Source organism: Pseudomonas sp. NPDC085632 (assembly GCF_044541255.1).
GTDB lineage: Bacteria > Pseudomonadota > Gammaproteobacteria > Pseudomonadales > Pseudomonadaceae > Aquipseudomonas.
On record NZ_JBITSX010000030.1, the window covers coordinates 46,593 to 65,816 of the forward strand.

The window sequence follows — 19,224 nt, forward strand, 5'->3', positions numbered from 1 at the left end:
CCCACAGGGGTTGCGGTGTATTGAAGTCAGCTCATCTGTTCGACACGATCGCGCCCGCGCTGCTTCGCCATATACACGCCCGAATCCGCCCGCAACAACAGCGCGTCCGCGCCCTCCCCCGGCCGCCAACTGGCGATACCGAAACTCGCCGTGACCACGCCAACCACGTCCACCGGCGCACTGCGCAAACCCTGCCACAACTCAACCGCCAGCGTGTGCGCATGCTCACCGTCGATGTCCGGGCACAGCACCATGAACTCCTCGCCACCCAGGCGACAGAAGACATCGGTGCGCCGCAGACGATGACCAATCCGCTCACAGACTGCCTGCAACACCCGATCACCCACGGCATGGCCATACTGATCGTTGATACGTTTGAAATGGTCGATGTCGAGCATGATCACCGACAGCTCGCCACCGCCGCGCTCGACCCGGGCCATTTCCGTGGTCAGGCGCTCCTGAAAATAGCGGCGGTTATGAATCCCCGTCAGCGAATCCGTCACCGACAGCGCACGCAGCTCTTCTTCCACGCGTTTCAGATCGGAAATGTCCGAGATGTAGCCGTGCCACAGCACCCCGCCGCCCGGCAACTCTTCCGGCGTCGCTTCACCGCGTACCCAGCGCAGGCCGCGCTCGGGCAGTTGCACGCGATACTCCTCGCGCCACGGACTGAGGCTGTCCGCCGAGGCGCGAATCGAAGACCGCACGCGGGTAATGTCTTGCGGATGAATACGCGTGAAGATCGCTTCGGCGTTGAACAGCAGCACGTCCGGTTCGAGTTCGTAGATCTCACGGATACCGTCGCTGGCGTAGATCACGCTGAAGCGTCCATCGAATTCCATCTTGAACTGATAAATGCCGCCGGGCACGTGTGCACTGAGCTTCTTGAGCAACACATCCCGCGCCGCCAGCACCTCGTGCACGCGCTTGCGCTCGGTGATGTCGATACAGATCGCCAGATGCCCGACCCACAAACCCTGCTCATCCAGTACCGGCGTGGCGAGCATGTTCACTGGCAGATGACTGCCATCGCTGCGCACCAGCGTCCACTCGCGGGCCTCGTGGCCACCGACTTCACCGCCCTCGACCAGCATCGCGTGGCAGGTCGGGATGCTTTTGCCGTAACGCGCACTCAACTCGGCAGCGCGGGCTGTCAGCTCTCGGGGCAGGTGCAGGTTTTCCAGGGTCATATGGCCAACCACGTCGGCACTGGTGTAGCCGAGCATTTGTTCGGCACCTGGGTTGAAGGTGTTGATGACGCCACGCAGATCGGTGGCGATGATCGCCACCTGCGTCGCCGCGTTGAGCACACCACGCAACTGACCGTGGGTACCGCGCAGCTCCTGTTCGCTGGCATGCAACTCCTGCGTGCGCAACTCGACCATGCGCAAGGCGCGCTGACGCTGACTGACCAACACGTAGAGCAAGGCGCTGAGCAGCAGACTGAGCAAGCCACCCAGAATGATTACGCTGCCGACCGACGAGTGATTGGCCTGGACGAACGCGTCGCTCGGCAGAATATCGACCTGATAATCGTGATCGGCCATGCGCACCAGACGCGTGGCGGTCAGGTCACTCGGCGCCGCCTCGTTGGTCGACTCGAACAACACTTCATGCTGATCATTGGTCGACATGTCGAGAATGCGCACCGACAGGTAGTCATGGAATGCGTCCGGTAAACCGTCGGCCAGTAACTGGCGCATGCTGATCACCGCCATCACGTAGCCAAACGACTGCCGCTCGCCATTGCGGCTCACTGGCGCCACCAGCAGCACACCGCGCGCATAGGACGGCTCGATGCTGACCAGATGCATCGGTTGCGACACCGCCAGCCCGCCAAGCTTGTCGGCGCGTTGCAGGGTGTCACGACGCAAGGGTTGCGCCAGCAAGTCATAACCCAACGGTGAGCCAAGCCGACTTTGCGTCTGACTGTAGAGCACCGGCACGTATTGATCGCGTACACCCGCCAGTTGCAGCTCGCCCTGTGCGTTCAATTCACGGAGGGTGAAGTTACTCAGGCCTTCGTCACGCACCCGTTGCTCGAACGCATCGCGCTCGGCACCGCTGACTTTGAGGGCAAACGAATAGGCCTGAGTACGCATTAGTAAGGGTTGGGTGTAACCGTCGAATTCGGTGCGGGACACCGATTCGGAGTTGGCGAAGAAGCGGCGCAGGCCGTCGAGGCGCTGCTCCTGATCCTGAAAGCGTTCTTCGATGCGGCTGTAACGTTCGTTGGCCAGCAGCTGAAAACGCTGGCGGGTTTGTTGCTGAAACTGATTGAGGGTGGCCCAGGCGAGCAGCCCCGTGAGAATCCCGCCGGCGAGCAATACCAGCACCGCGACCAGCCAGGCCGAGACGTCTTCGCTGATGAAACCCAGAATCTTTGGGCGCACGGGGTGCAACGACATAAGGACAACTCACTACGCCAGCATTTACGGGAAAACCCCATTGACCGTGTGTGAGTTATAGCTATTAGCCACTAATTTAGCTAGCGCGGGAGGATCCACGGAGCCTTTAAAAATCAAGGCTCTGTGGATCCAATATCGCAAAGCGTCAACGAGCCGTGATTTTCCAGGCGCGGTGAATCTTGGTGTTACGGGCAAAGTCCGGATCGATGGTCTGCGCGCTGATTTCCTCGACCGCGTAACGCTCGGCGAGGTTTTCCTCCAACTGGAACTTGCGGAAGTTGTTGGAGAAATACAGCACGCCACCGGGTGCCAGACGCGCCATGGCCAGGTCGATCAACTGCACCTGATCACGCTGCACGTCGAAGATGCCTTCCATGCGCTTGGAGTTGGAGAAGGTCGGCGGATCGATGAAGATCAGGTCGTATTCGTCACGGCTGCTTTCCAGCCACACCATCACATCGCCCTGCTCCAGACGGTTCTTGTCCGAGAAGCCGTTCAGCGACAGGTTGCGGCGCGCCCAGTCGAGGTAGGTTTTCGACAGGTCGACGCTGGTGGTGCTGCGCGCGCCGCCCTTGGCCGCGTGCACGCTGGCGGTCGCGGTGTAGCAATACAGATTGAGGAAGCGCTTGCCGGCGGCCTCTTTCTGGATGCGCATGCGCATTGGCCGGTGATCGAGGAACAGGCCGGTGTCGAGGTAATCGGTGAGGTTGACCAGCAACTTCACGCCGCCCTCGCTGACTTCATTGAACTTGCCTTGAGCAGCCTGACGCTCGTACTGCTTGGTGCCGCTCTGGCGCTCGCGGCGTTTGACCACCACGCGGCTCTTGTCGACGTTCAGCGCCTGCGGAATGGCTGCCAGCGCATCAAACATGCGTGCCGAGGCTTTTTCCGGGTCGATGGATTTTGGCGCGGCGTATTCCTGAACGTGCACCCAATCGTGGTACAGGTCGATGGCCATCGCGTACTCAGGCATGTCGGCATCGTAGACACGGTAGCAATCGATGCCTTCGCGCTTGACCCACTTGCCCATCGCCTTGAGGTTCTTCTGCAGACGGTTCGCAAACATCTGCCCGCCTTCGCTCAAGCGCGGCTGCTCGATCACTGGCGCCGGGGCCGGGGTCGGTTTGATCGGGTTGCCGTTCTTGTTGAACTTGCGCTCTTGCGGCTCGTCCGGGGTCTGGTCGTAAGCCGCTTGCTCGCGCTCGGCCTGACGTTGTTCCGGGGTACGACGCTCACCGGTGACGAACTGATCCGGCAGTACTTTGATCAACAGCAGCTTGCACGGCAACGCGCCGTTCCAGAACGAATACTGTTTGTGGCTGCGAATACCCATGCGCTTGCCCAGATCCGGCGCGCCGGTGAACACCGCCGCTTCCCAGTTCAGGCAGGCCTGACGCAGACGTTCGCCGAGGTTCTGGTAGAGGTACAACAGGCTGGCTTCGTCACCGAGACGCTCGCCGTACGGTGGGTTGCAGATCACCAGACCTTTCTGGTTCTGGTCCGGGCGCGGCTCGAAGGTCGCGACTTCGCCCTGGTAGATCTTGATCCACTCGCTCAGGCCGGCACGTTCAACGTTGTTGCGGCCCGGCTGAATCAGACGAGGGTCAGCTTCATAACCGCGAATCCACAGCGGTGGCTTGGCCAGACCGGCGGCGGCACGTTCAACGGCTTCTTCATGGAGTTTTTTCCACAGCGCCGGCACGTGACCGAGCCACGCGGTAAAACCCCACTGCTCACGGCGCAGGTTTGGCGCCATGTCGGCAGCAATCATGCCGGCCTCGACGAGGAAAGTGCCGACACCGCACATCGGGTCAGCCAGCGCGCCGCCTTCGGCGGCAATGCGCGGCCAGCCGGAACGGATCAGGATCGCTGCCGCAAGGTTTTCCTTCAGCGGTGCCGCGCCCTGCTGCAAGCGATAGCCGCGCTGGTGCAGGCTGTGGCCGGAGAGATCGAGGGAGAGAATCGCCTCGCCGCGATCCAGGCGCAGGTGAATGCGCAGGTCCGGGTTGAGCTTGTCGATCGATGGGCGGTCGCCCTGTGGGGTGCGCAGTTTGTCGACGATGGCGTCTTTGACTTTCAAGGCGCCGAAGTGGGTGTTGTCGATGCCTGAGCCATGACCACTGAATTCAACGGCAAGGGTGCCGTCGCTGAGCATGTGATCCTGCCAGTCGATGTCGAGCACGCCGTGGTACAGGTCTTCGGCGTCCTTCATCGGGAAGCGCTTGAGCACCAGCAGCACCCGGTTGGCCAGACGCGACCAGAGGCACAGGCGATAAGCGGTTTCCATGGTCGCCATGCCACGCACGGCGGAAGTGTGTTCGCGTGCTTCTTCAAGGCCAAGCCCGACGGCTTCCTCGATGAGCAGGCCTTCAAGGCCTTTAGGGCAAGTGAGGAAGAGTTCGAAACGGTCGGACATGGTATTTCCAGAGCCTTTGGCTAGTGAATCGGCAACGCATTGCCGATCCGGTTTTCAATCAGGCGCTTTTCTAAAAGAACGCCCGCGTGGCACGAAGGTGTGCCGTTCCATCCCCGCTGCTCGGGTTAAAAGAGCTTAGATGCCGGGACAGATAAAAAAGTTGGTGCAACAAAAAGACTTAAAGCGACCCTTCGTCGCTTTATACCCCAGCGCAAACGTGGGTCATTCTCACTAAAGAATTAAGCCCATCATCCAGCGCGGGGCCGATCATACCGGGGTTTGCTCAATAAACATTCAATAAATACGCAGTTACTTATCGCTATAGCACTCTTTTCGTTACGTCCTTATGACAAAACGGTCATTCCATCGCTGTGACTCATTGGTTAGAACTGAGCACAGGTTGACGTCGCAACGGCGTCAACACCTTGGCTCGCCACGCCGGCAGCGAGCCGCACCATGGCAGGTTGTTTTCTGCCCGACCTCAGTTGAGGTCAACGCGACACAAACAGTCAACAAGTGAGGGAAACACCCTATGAGAAGACTTAAGCGTGATCCGTTGGAAAGAGCATTTTTGCGCGGATATCAATATGGCGTTGGTGGTAAATCCCGTGAGCTTTGCCCATTTACTCTACCGTCGGTACGTCAAGCCTGGATTAACGGCTGGCGAGAAGGACGCGGCGACAACTGGGACGGTATGACCGGCACTGCGGGAATCCACAGACTCAACGAACTTCACGCCGTCGGCTGACACAGGGCATTAATTCCGACACGACAATCTGAATTTGTAACGACTTACCATGCACGTCCTTCCCGGACGGCGGGCTGCGGCCCAGGGGCTCCTTCGAGGAGCCCTTTTTTATGCCTGTCACATTATTTGTGCTGCGCACATACCTGTGGGAGCGAGCTTGCTCCGGGCGGCGTTCCGACGAAAGCGTCGATTCAGTCAATATCTACAGAGACTGGCACACCGCTTTCGCGAGCAAGCTCGCTCCCACAATTGGATCAGCGCAGGGCGGCGATGGCGTCTACCGACTCACGAATCAGCGCCGGGCCTTTATAGATGAAGCCCGAATAGATCTGCACCAGGCTCGCACCGGCCAGAATCTTCTCGGCCGCATGCTTGCCTTCAGTGATGCCACCAGCAGCAATGATCGGCAAACGCCCGGCCAACTCACCGGCCAGCACCTTCACGGTATTCGTGCTCTTCTCACGCACCGGCGCACCGGACAAACCGCCCGCCTCGTCGCCATGCTCCATGCCTTCAACGCCGACACGGCTCAGGGTGGTGTTGGTCGCGATCACCGCGTCCATGCCGGTTTCGATCAGCGCCTGCGCGACCTGCGCGGTTTCTTCATCGGTCATGTCCGGGGCAATCTTGATCGCCAGCGGCACATGTTTGCCATGACGCAACGCCAGTTCAGCGCGGCGCGTGGCCAGATCCGCGAGCAATTGCTTGAGCGAGTCGCCGAACTGCAGGCTGCGCAGGCCCGGGGTGTTCGGCGAGCTGACGTTGACCGTCACGTAGCTGGCGTGGGCATAGACCTTGTCCAGGCAGATCAGGTAGTCGTCGACCGCGCGCTCGACCGGCGTGTCGAAGTTCTTGCCGATGTTGATGCCCAGCACGCCCTTGTATTTCGCCGCAGCAACGCGCGCCAGCAGGTTATCGACACCGAGGTTGTTGAAACCCATGCGGTTGATGATCGCCTCGGCTTCCGGCAAACGGAAAATCCGCGGTTTCGGGTTGCCCGGCTGCGGACGCGGGGTCACGGTACCGATTTCGACAAAACCAAAACCCAGTTGCGCGAAGCCGTCGATGGCCGCGCCGTTCTTGTCCAGACCCGCCGCCAGACCCACCGGGTTCGGAAACTCGAGGCCCATGACCGTCACCGGCACGTTCGCCGGCGCCTTGCACAACAAGCCGTTGAGGCCCAAACGGCCACCCGCGCCGATCAGATCCAGCGACAGATCGTGTGAGGTTTCCGGGGAAAGTTTGAACAACAGCTGACGGGCCAGGGTGTACATGGGCGGCGATGACTCGGGCGGCGAAAAGAGGCGGCGATTATAGCCGGGCATCGACCTGCGGCGCGAGGCGCATGCGCAAATCGAGGTCGCTGGCATATGCCTTGCACTTTCATCGCTATCAGCTTGCAGGCCAATGACGGCTTGCGGGCAAGGACAATGGCGTCGTCCCGGGTTTTGCCTGCGCAAAGTCCGCGACGACGCTTTTTTTCGAGGTAGCGTTGGATGAATGAATCTTCGGCAGGGCCGCTGGCCTGGGTCAACGGCAGCGATGCCCCGGAAAAGACCGCGATCAACCTCGGCTTCATGGCGCTGAGCGACTGCGCCTCGGTCGTCGTCGCGGCCACGCAGGGCTTTGCCCAGCCTTACGGGTTGACCCTGAATCTCAAGCGCCAGAGTTCATGGGCGAATCTGCGCGACAACCTGGTCAGCGGCGAACTCGACGCCGCGCACAGTTTGTACGGACTGATTTACGCGGTGCATCTGGGCATCGGCGGCGTCGCCCCGACCGATATGGCGGTGCTGATGGGTCTGAACCAGAACGGCCAAAGCCTCAACCTCTCCCATGGCTTGCAAAAACTCGGCGTGAGCAGTCCTGAAGCGCTGGACCGCCACGTGCACCAAAGCCGCGCAAAACTGACCTTCGCGCAGACCTTCCCCACCGGCACGCATGCGATGTGGCTTTATTACTGGCTGGCGAGTCAGGGCATTCATCCGCTGCAGGACGTCAACAGCGTGGTCGTGCCACCGCCGCAAATGGTCGCGCACCTGCAAGCCGGGCGTATTGATGGTTTTTGCGTCGGGGAACCGTGGGCGGCCAGCGCGGTGCAGCAGGATCTCGGTTTCACCCTCGCCACCAGCCAGACCATCTGGCCCGATCACCCGGAAAAAGTCCTTGGCTGCACCCGTGAATTTGTCGAGCAATACCCCAACACCGTACGGGCGCTGGTGATGGCGATCCTTGAAGCCAGCCGCTTCATCGAAGAAAGCCCGGAAAATCGTCGCAGCACCGCGCAGTTGCTCAGCGCGCCGGAATATCTGGACGCGCCGCTTTCGTGTATCGAACCGCGTTTTCTCGGTGATTATGCCGATGGTCTCGGCAATCGCTGGCAAGATCCGCACGCGCTGCGTTTTCACGGCAATGGCGAGGTGAACCTGCCGTATCTGTCGGACGGCATGTGGTTCATGACCCAGTTCCGCCGCTGGGGCTTGCTGCGCGAAGACCCGGATTACCTCGCCGTCGCCCGCCAGGTTCAGCAACTGGACGTCTACCGCGATGCCGCCACCGCTGTCGGCGTCGCCGCGTGGGGCACCGACATGCGCAGCAGCCAGTTGCTCGACGGCAAAGTCTGGGACGGCAGCGACCCGGCCGCTTACGCGCGCAGCTTCAAACTGCATGCGTTGAGCGACAACGCCCCTCTTCTAGCCCGCCGCTGACAGGAGACCGCGAACATGTTGCGCATTCTGTTGATCAACGACACAGCGAAAAAAGTCGGGCGCCTGAAAGCAGCACTGACCGAGGCCGGTTTCGAGGTGATCGACGAGTCCGGCCTGACCATCGACCTGCCTGCACGCGTCGAAACAGTGCGCCCGGACGTAATCCTGATCGATACCGAGTCACCGAGCCGCGATGTCATGGAGCAAGTGGTGCTGGTCAGCCGCGACCAGCCGCGGCCAATTGTGATGTTTACCGACGAACATGATCCGGGGGTGATGCGTCAGGCGATCAAGTCCGGGGTCAGTGCCTACATTGTCGAAGGCATTCACGCACAGCGTTTGCAGCCGATTCTCGATGTGGCGATGGCGCGTTTCGAGAGTGATCAGGCGTTGCGCGCGCAGTTGCAGGCGCGTGATCAGCAACTGGCTGAGCGCAAGCGTATTGAGTTGGCCAAGGGGTTGTTGATGAAGATGAAGGATTGTAATGAGGAAGAGGCTTACACCCTGATGCGGCGCCAGGCGATGAGTCGGCAGCAGAAGCTGATTCAGGTGGCGGAGCAGATTATTGCCATGAGTGAGTTGCTCGGGTGAAAGCGCTGACCGCTTGAAAAGCCCCTCACCCTAGCCCTCTCCCAGGGGGAGAGGGGACCGACCGAGCTGTCTGACGTCAAACATCGACCTGAAAGACCGAGTCGATTATGGATTCACAGCAGAAATCACAGGTCGGCGTACTTCGCGAGCATCCCCCAATCAGTCCACTCTCCCTCTGGGCGGTCCGACGTTTCGGGAGGGTTAGGGTGAGGGGCTTTTGATTTTCCGGCTGTTGGCACAAATCTCGCTAAGCATTTCACTCAGGTAACCAACGGCGGTTGCCCCACCCACGACAAAGACGTCGCTCACCCCGTTCGCCCCCTTCGGCGAATCAGGTAGCGGCGTTTTTGCGTTTTGGCCCCACAGACCGGGGCCGGTGGTGCGGCCGTGGCGGCGCCCCACCTGCTGTTGCATGACTCCTTTCGAGACTCTTTTCAGCTGAGGTGCGCGATGAATTCAAGCTTCTGGAAATCCGGCCACACCCCGACCCTGTTCGCGGCCTTCCTCTATTTCGACCTGAGTTTCATGGTCTGGTACCTGCTCGGCCCGTTGGCGGTGCAGATTGCCGCCGACCTGCACCTGACCACGCAACAACGCGGTCTCGTCGTCGCCACGCCGATCCTCGCGGGCGCGGTGCTGCGCTTCATCATGGGCATGCTCGCCGATCGACTGTCGCCGAAAACCGCCGGGCTGATCGGCCAGGTCATCGTCATCTGCGCATTGTTCGGCGCCTGGAAACTCGGCATCCACAGTTATGAACAGGCGCTGATACTCGGCCTGTTCCTCGGCATGGCCGGCGCCTCGTTTGCCGTCGCCCTGCCGCTGGCTTCGCAGTGGTACCCGCCGCAGCATCAAGGCAAAGCCATGGGCATTGCCGGTGCGGGCAACTCCGGCACTGTGTTCGCCGCGCTGCTCGCACCGGTGCTGGCCGCTGCGTTCGGCTGGAGCAATGTTTTCGGCTTCGCGTTGATTCCGTTGATCCTGACGTTGGTGCTGTTTGCCTGGCTGGCGAAAAACGCCCCTGAGCGGCCGAAAGCCAAAGCCATGACCGACTACTTCAAAGCCCTGGGCGACCGCGACAGCTGGTGGTTCATGTTTTTCTACAGCGTGACCTTCGGCGGCTTCATCGGCCTGGCCAGCGCCCTGCCCGGCTACTTCAACGATCAATACGGGCTGAGCCCGGTGACCGCTGGCTACTACACCGCAGCCTGCGTGTTCGGCGGCAGTTTGATGCGGCCGTTGGGCGGCGCCCTGGCTGACCGTTTCGGTGGCATCCGCACCTTGCTGGCGATGTACACCGTCGCTGCCGTCTGCATCGCTGCCGTCGGCTTCAATCTGCCAAGTTCCTACGCCGCGCTGGCGCTTTTCGTCTGCACCATGCTCGGTTTAGGCGCAGGCAACGGCGCGGTTTTCCAACTGGTGCCGCAGCGTTTTCGTCTGGAGATCGGCGTCATGACCGGTTTGATCGGCATGGCCGGTGGCATCGGCGGCTTTGCCTTGGCCGCCGGCATGGGTGCGATCAAACAAAGCACCGGCAGCTATCAACTGGCCCTGTGGTTGTTCGCCAGCCTCGGCGTGTTGGCATGGTTTGGCCTGCACGGCGTCAAGCGTCGCTGGAGAACCACTTGGGGTTCGGCGGCGGTGACGGCGGCGCGGGTCTGAAACGTCGATGGCCCTGCAACTGAGTTTTGCCGAAGCCAGCGCCACCGGCCCGCGTGCGGAGAATCAGGACGCTTTGCGCCTGGTGACGCCCGCTCCGGTGTTGGCGGCGAGCAAGGGTTATCTGTTCGCCATCGCCGATGGCGTCAGCCAATGCGCCGATGGCGCACTGGCTGCGCGTTCGACCTTGCAAGCGCTGGCACTTGATTACTACGCCACGCCGGAAACCTGGAGCGTGGCACAGGCGCTGGACCGTCTGCTGCTCGCGCAAAATCGCTGGTTGCAGGCCAATGGCGGTGGCCAGCCATTGCTCACCACGGTCAGTGCTTTGGTCATGCGCGGTCGGCGTTTTACCCTCGCTCACGTCGGCGATTGCCGGGTGTATCGCTGGCACGACGATAGTTTGCAGCGGATCTCTGAAGATCATGTCTGGGATCAACCGGGCATGCAGCATGTGCTCAAGCGTGCATTGGGGCTGGATCAGCATCTGGTGCTGGATTTCCTCGACGGTGAACTGCGTGACGGTGAAAGCTTTGTGCTGCTCAGTGACGGCGTCTGGTCGACTTTGGGTGACACCGCGATTGCGGCGATTCTGCGTGACCAGCCGGATCTGAGCAGTGCTGCGCAAACGCTGGTCAACGCGGCGCATCTGGCGGGGAGTCAGGACAATGCCAGTGCGATGCTTGTGCGGGTCGATGCCGTCGGCGAGGCGAACATTGGTGATGCGCTGATGCATTTGCAGCAGTGGCCATTGCCGCCGCCGCTGAAACCTGGCCAATCGTTCGAAGGCTGGCAGGTGCAGGGGATTGTCGCTCAGAGCCAGCAATCGCTGCTTTATCGCGTCGTCGACGCTCATGACCAGACTTGGTTGCTGAAAACATTGCCTGCGCGGCTGGCGGATGATCCTCAAGCCGGACAAGCCTTGTTGTCGGAAGAATGGTTCCTCAAGCGTGTGGCCGGGCGACATTTTCCTGAAGTCCACATGTGCAGCCAGCGTCAGCATTTGTACTACGTGATGCGCGAATATTCCGGAAAGACCTTGGCACAGCTCGGGCCTTTACCCTTGGCGCAATGGCAGGACATCGCCGAACGTCTGCTGCGCGCGGTCGGCCTGCTGCATCGGCGACAGATTCTGCACCGGGACATCAAACCGGAAAATCTGCACGTGGGCGACGACGGCGAATTGCGCCTTCTGGATTTTGGCCTGGCGTATTGCCCGGGCCTGTCCGAAGACGCGCCATCGACGCTGCCGGGCACTCCCAGCTATATCGCCCCGGAAGCGTTTCGCGGCGATCCGCCGAGTGCGCAGCAGGATTTGTACGCGATCGGTGTGACCCTGTATTTCCTGCTGACCGGGCATTTTCCTTATGGCGAGATTGAAGCGTTTCAACGGCCGCGATTTGGTCTGCCGGTGAATGCCTGCCGTTATCGGCCGGATCTACCGGAATGGTTGGCACAGAGTCTGGAGCGTGGCGTGGCAACTGATCCGCAACAGCGTTTTGAAACGGCTGAAGAGTGGTTGTTGGTGTTGGAACAGGGCGAGCGGCGGAGTTTGAGCGTGCGGCCTCGGCCATTACTGGAGCGTGAGCCGTTGAAGGTTTGGCGCACCATGGCGTTGTTGGCGTTGCTGGGAAATCTGGTGCTGCTGGTTGTGTTGTTTCACAGTTGAACCGCATCGCGCCATTCGCGAGCAAGCTCGCTCCCACAGGGATTTTGTGAACGACACAGATCCCCTGTGGGAGCGAGCTTGCTCGCGAAGGCGCCCGCCCATACACCACAAATCCATCGGTCTGAATGCCCCACGAACGAGCAACCCGCCTCGATTCAGTGCAAAAAATCACCTTCAAAAACTACCAAACCCCAATAAACCCGCCACCGTCCCCACTTGGCACAACCACTGCATTACCCCACTCAACACACACATAAAGCCCAGCCTTCAACGACGAACGCTGCGCTTCCCGAGAGAACGGGACCAGGACAAAGGCGTCCTCGCTAGGCAACTAGCGGGACGCCTTTTTTTGTTTGCGCAAAATTTCTCGAGCAAGGCCTGACTGCCCACAAGAGGCCAGCCGCAGCTCCCCGGAGAACCTGATGAAAAAACTCAAACTGGTGATGATCGGCAATGGCATGGCCGGGGTCCGCACCCTCGAAGAACTGCTCAAGCTGAGCAACGAACTGTACGACATCACCGTCTTCGGCGCCGAACCGCACACCAACTACAACCGCATCCTGCTCTCACCGGTATTGGCTGGTGAGCAGACCTTCGAAGAGATCGTCCTTAACGACCTCGACTGGTACCTGGAAAACCACATCAAGTTACTGCTCAACCGCAAAGTGGTGGAGATCGACCGGGTCAAACGCCGGGTGATCGCCGAGGACGGCACGGAGGCCGAATACGATCGCCTGTTGATCGCCACCGGTTCGACGCCATTCATCCTGCCAATCCCCGGCAACACCCTGCACGGCGTAATCGGTTACCGCGACATCGCCGACACCCAGGCGATGATCGACACCGCAAAAACCCATAAACACGCGGTGGTCATCGGTGGTGGCCTGCTCGGTCTCGAAGCCGCCAACGGCCTGATGCTGCGCGGTATGCACGTCACCGTGGTGCACATCGGTGAGTGGCTGCTGGAACGGCAACTCGACAAAACCAGTGGCCAACTGCTGCAAAGCGCCCTCGAATCCCGTGGCCTGCACTTCCGTCTGTGCGAACAGACCCAAGCCCTGCACGACGCCGGCAATGGCCGGGTCGGCTCGGTGCAGTTCAAGAACGGCGACATCATTCCCGCCGATCTGGTGGTGATGGCTGCCGGCATTCGCCCCAACACCGAACTCGCTGAGAAGGCCGGGATCCCGTGCAATCGTGGGATCCTGGTCAACGACACCCTGCAAACCTATGACCCGCGTATTTATGCCATCGGCGAGTGCGCCAGCCATCGCGGCATTGCCTACGGCCTGGTCGCGCCGCTGTTCGAGCAGGCCAAGGTTTGCGCCAACCACCTCGCACAATTGGGCTTCGCCCGTTATCAGGGCTCAGTGACGTCGACCAAATTGAAAGTCACTGGCATCGACCTGTTTTCCGCTGGCGACTTCATGGGCGGCGAAGGTACGGAAACCATCACCCTCTCCGACCCGATCGGCGGCGTGTACAAAAAACTGGTGATCAAGGATGACGTGCTGGTTGGCGCCTGTCTGTACGGCGATACGGCAGATGGCGGTTGGTATTTCCGCCAGATTCGTGAGAATCACGCCATCGGCGAGATCCGCGATCACTTGATGTTTGGCGAAAACGCCTTGGGAGACGTAGGACATCAGGGCCAGGACAAAGCCATGGTCATGGCCGACACCGCTGAAGTCTGCGGCTGCAACGGCGTGTGCAAAGGCACCATCGTCAAAGCCATTCAGGAACACGGCCTGTTCAGCGTCGACGAGGTGAAGAAGCACACCAAGGCCGCCAGCTCCTGCGGCTCCTGCGCCGGGCTGGTCGAACAGATCCTGATCAACACCGTCGGCGGTGCGGCCGACGTCAAACCGAAAAGCGAAAAAGCCATCTGCGGTTGCAGCGACCTCAACCACGGGCAGATTCGCCAAGCGATCCGCGCAGAACATCTGCTGACCATCGCCGGCACCCTGAGCTACCTCAACTGGCGCACGCCGAACGGCTGTGCAACATGCCGCCCTGCCCTCAACTATTACCTGATTTCCACTTGGCCCGGCGAAGCCAAGGACGATCCGCAATCGCGCCTGATCAACGAACGCGCGCACGCCAACATCCAGAAGGACGGCACCTATTCGGTGGTGCCCCGCATGTGGGGCGGCGTGACCAATCCGTCGGAACTGCGGCGAATTGCCGACGTGGCCGACAAGTACAACGTGCCGATGGTCAAGGTCACCGGCGGCCAGCGCATCGATTTGCTCGGCATCAAGAAACAGGACTTGCCCGGCGTCTGGAAAGATCTCGACATGCCATCCGGGCATGCCTACGGCAAATCCATACGCACCGTGAAGACCTGCGTCGGCAGTGAATTCTGCCGCTTCGGCACGCAGAACTCGACACAACTGGGCATCGAGCTGGAACACGACCTGTTCAACATGTGGTCGCCGCACAAAGTGAAACTCGCTGTCTCCGGATGCCCACGCAACTGCTCGGAAGCGGGAATCAAAGACGTAGGAATCATCGGCGTCGACTCCGGTTGGGAGATGTACATCGGTGGCAACGGCGGGATCAAAACCGAAGTCGCCGAATTCTTCGTCAAGCTGAAAACCGCCGAAGAAGTGCGCGAATACAACGGCGCGTTTCTGCAGTTGTATCGCGAAGAAGCCTTCTACCTCGAGCGCACCGTGCACTACCTGCAACGGGTCGGCATGGAGCACATCAAGAAAGCCGTGCTGGAAGACCCCGAGCGCCGCAAAGCCTTGAACGAGCGCCTGCAATTCTCCCTGTCGTTCGAACAGGATCCGTGGAAAGAACGCCTGGCGCAGCCGCAACTGAAGAAAGAATTCGACGTGATCCCTGTGAAAAACCTGGAGGTGCCGGCATGAACTGGCTCGACATCTGTGCCCTCGAAGAGATCAACGCCCTCGGTTCGCGGATCATTGCGGGGCCGAAAGGTGACATCGCGATTTTTCGCACAAGCGACGATGAGGTTTTCGCCCTCGACGACCGCTGCCCACACAAGGGTGGGCCGTTGTCACAGGGTTTGATCTACGGCAAACGCGTGGCCTGTCCACTGCACAACTGGCAAATCGACCTCGAATCTGGCGAAGCTCAGGCGCCGGACATCGGTTGCGCGCACCATCACCCGGCACGGGTCGAAAACGGTCGTGTGCAACTGGCCCTGCGGGACGCCATCTGATGAACCGCCAGACGACCGCCTCGACCTGCTGCTATTGCGGGGTCGGCTGCGGCGTGCTGATCGAGCATGACGGCGAGCGCATCCTCGGCGTCAGCGGCGATCCGGCGCATCCGGCCAACTTCGGCAAACTGTGCAGCAAAGGCTCGACCCTGCACCTGACCGGCGACCTCACAGCTCGCGCGCTGTACCCGGAACTGCGCCTGGGTAAAGGTCTGGCGCGCAGCCGTACGGATTGGGACACCGCGCTGGAACACGCTGCCAACGTGTTCGCCGAGACCATTGCCGAGCACGGCCCGGACAGCGTCGCGTTTTATATCTCCGGGCAGTTGCTGACCGAGGACTACTACGCCTTCAACAAACTCGCGCGAGCACTGGTCGGGACCAACAACATCGACAGCAATTCGCGCCTGTGCATGTCCTCAGCCGTGGTCGGCTACAAGCGCAGCCTCGGCGCCGACGCCCCGCCGTGCAGCTATGAGGATCTGGAACTCAGCGATTGCGTGATGATCGTCGGCAGTAACATGGCCTACGCCCATCCGGTACTTTTCCGTCGACTGGAAGAAGCAAAATCCCGCCGCCCACAGATGAAAGTCATCGTCATTGATCCACGGCGTACCGACACCTGCGACCTCGCCGATCTGCACCTGGCGCTTCTGCCCGGTACCGATGTCGCTTTGTTTCATGGGATTTTGCACCTGTTGTTGTGGGAAGACTGGATTGATCGCGACTTCGTCAAAACGCACACCGATGGCCTCGCCGAACTGAAGAACCTGGTGCGCGATTACACCCCGCAAATGGTTTCGCAGTTATGCGGGATCAGTGCCGAACAACTGCAGCAGTGCGCTGAATGGGTGGGCACTTCGCCGAGTTTTCTGTCGCTGTGGTGCATGGGCCTGAACCAGTCCACGGCTGGTAGCGCAAAAAACAGCGCGTTGATCAATCTGCATCTGGCCACCGGGCAAATCGGCCGTCCGGGTGCAGGACCTTTCTCCCTCACCGGTCAGCCGAATGCAATGGGCGGGCGCGAAACCGGCAGTTTGTCGAATCTGTTGCCAGGACATCGAGACGCGGCCAACCCTGAACACCGCGTCGAAGTGGCGGCTTATTGGGGTGTGGATCAACTGCCGGGTAGCACTGGTCTCAGCGCCATCGAACTGTTCGAGCAAGTGCGCAGCGGCAAGATCAAGGCGTTATGGATCGCCTGCACCAACCCCGCACAATCGATGCCGGATCAGAGTGCGGTGCGCGCGGCGCTGGAAGCTTGCCCGTTTGTAGTTCTGCAAGAAGCCTTTCGCACCACCGAAACCGCAGCGTTCGCCGATCTCTTGCTACCCGCCGCCAGTTGGGGCGAGAAGGAAGGCTCGGTGACCAACTCCGAACGACGCATTTCCCACGTACGCAAAGCCATCCTCCCACCGGGCGAAGCGCGGCCGGACTGGGCGATCACGGTAGATTTCGCACAACGTCTGGAGAAACGTCAGCGCCCCAACGAGCCGAGCCTGTTTGCGTTCACCCAACCTGCGCAGTTGTTCGATGAATTCAAAGGCCTGACGCAGGGTCGTGATCTGGATATGTCCGGGATCAGTCATGCGCTGATCGACGAGATCGGGCCGCAGCAATGGCCCTTCCCTGTCGGAGCGCGGCAAGGAACGCCACGACTGTACGAGGACGGGATTTTCCCTACCGCCAACGGACGCGCTCAGTTCATCTCAGACCCGTATCGCGCCGCCAAAGAACAGCGTGATGCGCGTTTTCCACTGACGTTGATCACTGGACGTCTGCGTGATCAATGGCACGGTATGAGCCGCACCGGTACGGCGGCGCAATTGTTCGGGCATGTCAGCGAAGCGGTGTTGAGCCTGCACCCGGACGAACTGCGCCGGCATCGTTTGCAGCCGGGTGATCTGGTCAACCTGAAAAGTCGTCGCGGTGCGGTGATCGTTGCGGTCGGCAGTGATGACAGCGTGCGTCCGGGACAAGCGTTTCTGCCGATGCACTGGGGTGACCGTTTTCTCAAGGGCGGTGTAAACAGTCTGACCCTGCCGGCCTTTGATCCATTGTCGAAACAACCGGAACTCAAACACAGCGGTGTGCGTCTGGAACCGGTGAATCTGCCGTGGCAACTTTTCGCACTGATTGAGGGCGATGTTCAACGGCATTTCGAGACGCTACGACCGCTCTGTGAGGCATTTTCCTACGTGAGCCTCAGCCTTGTCGGACGTGAACGATCGGCGTTGCTGATACGCGCTGCCAGCAGCGAGGCACCGAATGCGCAATTGCTCAATGAGATCGACCGATGCCTGTCACTGATCGACGGGCCGGTACTGGCTTACGACGATCCACGCCGGGCCATTGGCAAGCGCGTGCGCATTGAAAACGGCCGGATCACCGCAATCCGCCTGGCCGGCGAAACCCTCGCCCGGCATTGGCTGCAAGGGTTGTGGCTGGAAGGCCGCGCGGACGAACAACTGCGGCGCTGGTTACTGGCACCGATGAGTGCGCCGCCGGGCAGTGCCGGGGCGCAGATCGCTGCGGATAAAACCCTGTGCAACTGCAAGAACGTCAGCCTCAACGCGGTCTGCGCCGGCATTCGCCAAGGGCTGGATCTGCAAGGTTTGAAAAACAATTTGGGCTGCGGCACGCAATGCGGCTCGTGTGTCCCGGAAATAAAACGCTTGCTGGCTGCCGATGTGCAGCCAGTTGCCGTCATCTGATGAGGAAAACACCATGAGTGCAAAAGTCTGGCTGGTGGGTGCAGGTCCTGGTGATCCCGAATTGCTGACCCTCAAAGCGGTGCGGGCCCTGCGCGAGGCCGATGTGGTGCTGATTGATGATCTGGTTAACGACGCGGTGCTCGAACACTGCCCTGGCGCGCGAATCATTGCCGTGGGTAAACGCGGGGGTTGCCGCTCGACACCGCAGGCGTTCATTCATCGACTGATGCTGCGCTATGCCCGCCACGGCAAGTGTGTGGTGCGGCTCAAGGGTGGCGATCCGTGCATCTTCGGCCGAGGTGGCGAAGAGGCACAGTGGCTGCGTGAGCGTGGCGTCGAGGCGGAACTGGTCAATGGCATCACCGCCGGGCTGGCCGGGGCGACGCAGTGTGATATTCCGCTGACGTTACGCGGGGTGGCGCGCGGGGTGACGCTGGTGACTGCGCACACTCAGGACGACAGCCAGTTGAACTGGCAGGCACTGGCGCAAGGCGGCACGACGCTGGTGATTTACATGGGCGTTGCCAAGCTGGGCGAGATTCGCGATCAGTTGCTGGCGGGCGGGATGGCGGCGGATACGCCGGTGGCGATGATTGAAAATGCATCGTTGCCACAGCAGCGGGAATGCCGGAGTGATCTGGCGAGTATGAGTGATGATGCGTGTGCGTTTGGATTGAAAAGCCCGGCGATTCTGGTGATCGGGGCGGTGGCGGCTGTTGTTGAAGATCAAAAGATCGCAGCCTGCGGCAGCTCCTACTTTGGATCTGCATTGGTCCTGTAGGAGTTGCCGAAGGCTGCGATCTTTTAACGCTTCAAAGCCAAATCGCAGGCAAAGAAAAGCCCGGCCTAAGCCGGGCTTTTCTCAGAGCGGCAGCTAATTACTTAGCTTGAGCTTCAACCTGCGCTTCTACGCGACGGTTTACAGCGCGGCCAGCTTCAGTTTTGTTGTCAGCAACTGGGCGGGATTCGCCGTAGCCAACAGACTGAACGCGGGACGATTCAACACCGTACTGGTTGGTCAGAACTTGATTAACGGCGTTTGCACGACGCTCGGACAGTTTCTGGTTGTAAGCGTCAGGACCGACGGAGTCAGTGTGACCTTCAACAGTAGAGTTGGTGGA

12 protein-coding genes and 1 pseudogene (1 of these 13 cut by a window edge) are annotated in these 19,224 nt (G+C 60.5%); 9 read left to right on the forward strand and 4 right to left on the reverse strand.

Annotated elements, in window-relative coordinates:
* Positions 1-26: 26 nt before the first annotated feature.
* Both ACIF4X_RS18810 and rlmKL read right to left on the reverse strand, forming a co-directional pair.
* Complete coding sequence (locus ACIF4X_RS18810) at positions 27-2,408, reverse strand: diguanylate cyclase (protein WP_397483274.1); 2,382 nt, start codon at positions 2,406-2,408, stop codon at positions 27-29.
* Positions 2,409-2,553: 145 nt separating this feature from the next.
* Positions 2,554-4,824, reverse strand: a complete 2,271-nt coding sequence (gene rlmKL, locus ACIF4X_RS18815; RefSeq protein WP_397483275.1) for a bifunctional 23S rRNA (guanine(2069)-N(7))-methyltransferase RlmK/23S rRNA (guanine(2445)-N(2))-methyltransferase RlmL — start codon at positions 4,822-4,824, stop codon at positions 2,554-2,556.
* A gap of 532 nt (positions 4,825-5,356) precedes the next feature.
* On the opposite strand from rlmKL, the gene rmf reads away from it, so the two are divergent.
* Positions 5,357-5,572 (forward strand): ribosome modulation factor, encoded by a 216-nt coding sequence (gene rmf / locus ACIF4X_RS18820; RefSeq protein WP_003223300.1) that lies wholly within the window; start codon positions 5,357-5,359, stop codon positions 5,570-5,572.
* 254 nt (positions 5,573-5,826) lie between these two features.
* Here the strand turns inward: rmf and ACIF4X_RS18825 are convergent, their stop codons facing one another.
* Entirely contained in the window at positions 5,827-6,846 is a 1,020-nt protein-coding gene (locus tag ACIF4X_RS18825) for a quinone-dependent dihydroorotate dehydrogenase (protein ID WP_397483276.1), read from the reverse strand.
* 222 nt (positions 6,847-7,068) lie between these two features.
* Here ACIF4X_RS18825 and ACIF4X_RS18830 point away from each other — a divergent pair, with 222 nt between their 5' ends.
* The 8 genes from ACIF4X_RS18830 (at position 7,069) to cobA (ending at position 18,884) form a co-directional block, all read left to right on the forward strand.
* Positions 7,069-8,280, forward strand: a complete 1,212-nt coding sequence (locus tag ACIF4X_RS18830) for a CmpA/NrtA family ABC transporter substrate-binding protein (protein ID WP_397483277.1) — start codon at positions 7,069-7,071, stop codon at positions 8,278-8,280.
* Positions 8,281-8,295: 15 nt separating this feature from the next.
* Positions 8,296-8,871, forward strand: a complete 576-nt coding sequence (locus ACIF4X_RS18835) for an ANTAR domain-containing response regulator (protein ID WP_007916390.1) — start codon at positions 8,296-8,298, stop codon at positions 8,869-8,871.
* 450 nt (positions 8,872-9,321) lie between these two features.
* Positions 9,322-10,533, forward strand: coding sequence for a nitrate/nitrite transporter (locus ACIF4X_RS18840; protein ID WP_397483278.1), 1,212 nt, complete (start codon positions 9,322-9,324; stop codon positions 10,531-10,533).
* Between the two features lie 7 nt (positions 10,534-10,540).
* Positions 10,541-12,199 (forward strand): protein kinase, encoded by a 1,659-nt coding sequence (locus ACIF4X_RS18845; protein WP_397483279.1) that lies wholly within the window; start codon positions 10,541-10,543, stop codon positions 12,197-12,199.
* Between the two features lie 422 nt (positions 12,200-12,621).
* Positions 12,622-15,075 carry a nitrite reductase large subunit NirB gene (nirB, locus tag ACIF4X_RS18850; protein WP_397483280.1) on the forward strand — a complete coding sequence of 818 codons (2,454 nt, stop codon included), beginning with the start codon at positions 12,622-12,624 and terminating at the stop codon, positions 15,073-15,075.
* The gene (gene nirD / locus ACIF4X_RS18855; protein ID WP_053118721.1) at positions 15,072-15,389 is read left to right on the forward strand and encodes a nitrite reductase small subunit NirD; all 318 of its coding nucleotides are present in this window, start codon (positions 15,072-15,074) and stop codon (positions 15,387-15,389) included. The genes nirB and nirD overlap by 4 nt, the downstream gene beginning before the upstream one ends.
* The gene (locus ACIF4X_RS18860) at positions 15,389-18,103 is read left to right on the forward strand and encodes a molybdopterin-dependent oxidoreductase (protein WP_397483281.1); all 2,715 of its coding nucleotides are present in this window, start codon (positions 15,389-15,391) and stop codon (positions 18,101-18,103) included. The genes nirD and ACIF4X_RS18860 overlap by 1 nt, the downstream gene beginning before the upstream one ends.
* 13 nt (positions 18,104-18,116) lie before the next feature.
* Positions 18,117-18,884, forward strand: a complete 768-nt coding sequence (cobA, locus tag ACIF4X_RS18865) for a uroporphyrinogen-III C-methyltransferase (RefSeq protein WP_397483282.1) — start codon at positions 18,117-18,119, stop codon at positions 18,882-18,884.
* A gap of 97 nt (positions 18,885-18,981) precedes the next feature.
* Here cobA and ACIF4X_RS18870 read toward each other — a convergent pair.
* A pseudogene (locus ACIF4X_RS18870) lies at positions 18,982-19,224 on the reverse strand (OmpA family protein) (it continues 674 nt past the right edge of the window).

Bases quoted from the DNA above. Each gene is read 5' to 3' on its own strand.
- ACIF4X_RS18810 (WP_397483274.1), bottom strand. From the start codon at position 2,408: ATGTCGTTGCACCCCGTGCGCCCAAAGATTCTGGGTTTCATCAGCGAA.
- rlmKL (WP_397483275.1), bottom strand. From the start codon at position 4,824: ATGTCCGACCGTTTCGAACTCTTCCTCACTTGCCCTAAAGGCCTTGAA.
- rmf (WP_003223300.1), top strand. From the start codon at position 5,357: ATGAGAAGACTTAAGCGTGATCCGTTGGAAAGAGCATTTTTGCGCGGA.
- ACIF4X_RS18825 (WP_397483276.1), bottom strand. From the start codon at position 6,846: ATGTACACCCTGGCCCGTCAGCTGTTGTTCAAACTTTCCCCGGAAACC.
- ACIF4X_RS18830 (WP_397483277.1), top strand. From the start codon at position 7,069: ATGAATGAATCTTCGGCAGGGCCGCTGGCCTGGGTCAACGGCAGCGAT.
- ACIF4X_RS18835 (WP_007916390.1), top strand. From the start codon at position 8,296: ATGTTGCGCATTCTGTTGATCAACGACACAGCGAAAAAAGTCGGGCGC.
- ACIF4X_RS18840 (WP_397483278.1), top strand. From the start codon at position 9,322: ATGAATTCAAGCTTCTGGAAATCCGGCCACACCCCGACCCTGTTCGCG.
- ACIF4X_RS18845 (WP_397483279.1), top strand. From the start codon at position 10,541: ATGGCCCTGCAACTGAGTTTTGCCGAAGCCAGCGCCACCGGCCCGCGT.
- nirB (WP_397483280.1), top strand. From the start codon at position 12,622: ATGAAAAAACTCAAACTGGTGATGATCGGCAATGGCATGGCCGGGGTC.
- nirD (WP_053118721.1), top strand. From the start codon at position 15,072: ATGAACTGGCTCGACATCTGTGCCCTCGAAGAGATCAACGCCCTCGGT.
- ACIF4X_RS18860 (WP_397483281.1), top strand. From the start codon at position 15,389: ATGAACCGCCAGACGACCGCCTCGACCTGCTGCTATTGCGGGGTCGGC.
- cobA (WP_397483282.1), top strand. From the start codon at position 18,117: ATGAGTGCAAAAGTCTGGCTGGTGGGTGCAGGTCCTGGTGATCCCGAA.